The organism is Actinomyces polynesiensis (assembly GCF_000820725.1).
GTDB lineage: Bacteria > Actinomycetota > Actinomycetes > Actinomycetales > Actinomycetaceae > Pauljensenia > Pauljensenia polynesiensis.
Genome location: NZ_CCXH01000012.1, coordinates 1 through 3353, shown reverse-complemented (window position 1 = coordinate 3353; position 3353 = coordinate 1). Strand labels below are relative to the sequence as shown.

The 3353-nt window shown below is 68.9% G+C and carries 3 protein-coding genes; all 3 read right to left on the bottom strand.

Features of this window, described 5'->3' with window-relative positions; genetic code table 11:
• Window positions 1-1570, bottom strand: a 1570-nt coding sequence (locus tag TA90_RS00430) for a glycoside hydrolase family 36 protein (protein ID WP_147513289.1), incomplete at its 3' end; no start/stop codon positions are given.
• Window positions 1557-2375, bottom strand: coding sequence for a carbohydrate ABC transporter permease (locus TA90_RS00425; RefSeq protein ID WP_043534064.1), 819 nt, complete (start codon window positions 2373-2375; stop codon window positions 1557-1559). The genes TA90_RS00430 and TA90_RS00425, both read right to left, overlap by 14 nt.
• 1 nt (window position 2376) lies before the next feature.
• Window positions 2377-3312, bottom strand: coding sequence for a carbohydrate ABC transporter permease (locus tag TA90_RS00420; protein ID WP_082031170.1), 936 nt, complete (start codon window positions 3310-3312; stop codon window positions 2377-2379).
• Window positions 3313-3353 lie beyond the last annotated feature (41 nt).

Genomic DNA, 3353 nt, shown 5'->3' with positions numbered 1-3353 from the left:
CGCCGGAGGAGCAGGACTCGAGGACGACACGGGGGTGGCGCCGACGCAGGGCGTCGTACCAGTCCAGGTGGGCGCGCCCGTGGTCGAGCAACCCCGCGCCGGGACTCGTCCCACCGGCATCCGAGCCGGCCCCCGGGGTGACGTTGTAGTCGAACTTGAAGTACTCCACCCCCGCGTCCACGAGTGCGTCGACGGCCCGGTCCAGGTGCTCGCGCGCGGCGGGGTCACGCAGGTCGAGGAAGTAGCGGTCCTGTTCACGCACCCGCACTCCCCCGCGGCTGAGGAACGCCGAGTCGGGGAGCCGCCCCGCGGCCACGGAGCTGACACCGACGACCTCCGGCTCCATCCAGATCCCGGGGCGCATCCCCAGGTCGCGGACCTGCCCGACGAGGGCGGACAGGCCGGAGGGGAAGCGTTGACGGGAGAGCTCCCAGTCCCCCACGCTGGCCCACCAGTCAACCCCGGAGTCCGCGTACCACCCGGCGTCGACGCAGAAGACCTCCGCGCCCACCTCCGCCGCGGCGCGTGCCAGGGAGAGGTCCACCTCCTCGGAGGGATCTCCGTCGAGGGTGTTCATGTAGTCGTTGTAGACGACGGGGATCCCGGCGTGGACGTGCCGGGAGCGCAACCACCGCCGGTGGTGGGTCATCGCGGCGACCGCGCCCTCCACCCCCAGCGCACTGAAGGAGACGGACACGGGCACGCTGTCGAACACCTCACCGGGCGCCAGCACGCGCACGGCCGAGTGGTGGAGGTCGTCGGGTCCGCCGAGCACGAGGGCGAGGGCGTCCCCGCCCTCCCGGATGGCGTCGACCTCCCAGTGCCAGTCCCCGTCGTGCTCGACCTGCCAGCACAGCGCCCGCCCGGAGCGGGTGTCGTGCAGGACCCCGGCGGGCAGGTCAGCGGCGGTCGTCCAGGTCGAGGTTCCGGTGGCCTCCACCGATCCCCTGGCGGACTGGTTGCGGTGGAGGTGCGTGTGGACGTCCGCCAGTCCCCCCGGCCCGGACAGCAGTGAGCCCCACCACCGGTTCTCGGCCAGTTGGGCGGACCTCCCGCGTACGAGCTCGAGGTCCTCCTCCCCCGATCCCGGTGCGACCAGGCACCCCAGGGCGAGGGAGGACAGGGCATTGAGGCGCACGGCCTCCCCCGAGAGGCTCTCCAGACTGGTCACCGCCTGGACGGCGGAGCCCCCTTCGGCACTCCTCAGGACGGTGGTCACCCTCATGTGCGGGGACTGCGACTCCTGCACGAGGGTCAGGACGCGGGTCCCGCCCTCGTCGGCCATCCCGTGGGAGACGTGGCGCAACCGCGCCCCGAGGGCCGTGTGCGACAGGCGGGTGTTGTTCCACGAGCGTCCCATGCCCTCCACCAGGGCCTCGACGAGGGGCTGGGTCGTCCCCCAGGGTCGTGTGCCGGGCACGGCGTCCCGGCCGGTGTCCCGGCCGCCCTCGTCCGCAAGTCCCCATGCGTCGAGGACGACCGGGGTCGAGGGCGACCACGAGAAGCCCAGCTCCAGGGCCCCGGTGCCCCACCCGAGGCGGGAGGCCGCCTCCACGTCACTTCTCGGCACCGGCGAGCATTCCCTTCATGAAGTACTTCTGGAGGAACAGGTAGGCCACGATGACCGGGATGACACCCAGCAGCGAGGCCGCCACGGCCGCGTTGACGTTCGACCCCTGTGCACCGAAGAAGGAGGCGATGGCGGGGGCGAGGGTCCGCATCGTGTCGCGGGACATGATGTAGGAGCTCAGCGCGAACTCGTTCCACACGGCCACCGCGGTCAGGATGATGACGGTCGCCGTGACGGGCTTGAGCAGTGGGAGGACGATGCGGAAGAACGTCTGCATCTGGTTGGCGCCGTCCACCCGGGCGGCCTCCTCCAGCGTGACGGGCACGGAGCGGAGGAACTGCGAGTACAGGAAGATCGCCTGGGGCAGGGAGACGCACAGCAGCGGGAGGATCAACCCGACGTAGGTGTTGAGCAGGTGCATGCGGTTGAGCATCGAGTACAGGGGGACCAGGATGCTCAGGGGCGGCACCATCATCACGCCGAGGGTGAAGATCTCGAAGCCCCGGTTGGCCAGCGTGCGGCGCCGGGCCAGCGGGTAGGCCGCCAGGGAGCCCAGCACGCAGGTGAGGATCGTGACGACCACCGTGACCAGTGCCGAGTTGAGGATGGCGCGGAAGACCTTGCCGTCCTGGATCGCGGAGACGAAGTTGTCGATCGTGATGCCCCCGAAGGGGAACGTCCACACCGAGGACAGGTCCGTCTGCTGCTTGAAGGCGGTGGTGACCGCGAAGTAGAAGGGCAGCAGCTGGATCACGCAGAAGACGACCAGGACGATCCCGATCAGGCTCTTGGACTTGGTGGACATGTCAGTTCTCCAGACGGGCGCGACGGCGGTCGAACCAGAGGTTCATGATCACGGTGAACACGGCGATGAGCAGGAAGAGCACGATGCCCTGCGCAGCGGCGTATCCCGCCGCCTGGTTGCCGAAGTAGGACTTGCCGATGAGCGTCGAGACCGAGTTGGTGGAGTAGCCGGGGCCGCCGCCGGTCAGCACCTGGACGACGTCGTAGAGCTTGAGGCCACCGATGAGGTTGATGACGCAGGAGGAGGCGAAGGCGGGCAGGAGGAGCGGGATCGTGATGCGCCTGAACTGCAGGAACCCGGTCGCGCCGTCCAGGGCCGCCGCCTCCTTGACCTCGTTGGGGATCGACTGGAGACCCGAGAGGTAGATGATCATCGAGACACCCATGAACTGCAGGGAGTTGATCGCCACGATGACGCCGATGGCGAAGCCCGAGTCGCTCAGCCATGCCACCGGGCTCGCCCCGAAGAGACCCAGGAAGTCGTTGAGGGCGCCCTGGTGGTAGCGGAACACCAGGTAGTACATGGTGCCCATGACCACCGGGGACACGAGCACGGGCAGGTAGATGATCGCCCGGGCGATGTTGCGCCCACGGATGGCGGTGTCCAGCAGGACCGCCAGGAGCAGTCCGAAGATCTGCTGGATGATGGTGGACCCGAACCCGTAGACGAAGGTGTTGCGCAGGGCGACCGTGAAGTTCGCGTCGTCGAAGAGACGCGCGAAGTTCGCGAGCCCCACATTGGCCCGGGTCGGGGAGTACCCGTCCCAGTTGGTCATCGCGATGCCCACGCCGTTGATGACGGGGTAGACGATGAAGACCGCGAACAGGACGAGTACGGGGACGTACATCAGGTTGACGGACATGCCCTTGTAACGGGACGTCCTGTTGGTGGGCGGCGCGGCGCTCTCCGCGACGCCGACTCCGGTGACGGTGCTCATGTGTGCCTCACCCAATCCCTCCGGGGGGTGTGGCGGGGAAC

Coding starts and splice junctions, on each gene's coding strand:
- TA90_RS00425 (WP_043534064.1), bottom strand. CDS start 2,375: ATGTCCACCAAGTCCAAGAGCCTGATCGGGATCGTCCTGGTCGTCTTC.
- TA90_RS00420 (WP_082031170.1), bottom strand. CDS start 3,312: ATGAGCACCGTCACCGGAGTCGGCGTCGCGGAGAGCGCCGCGCCGCCC.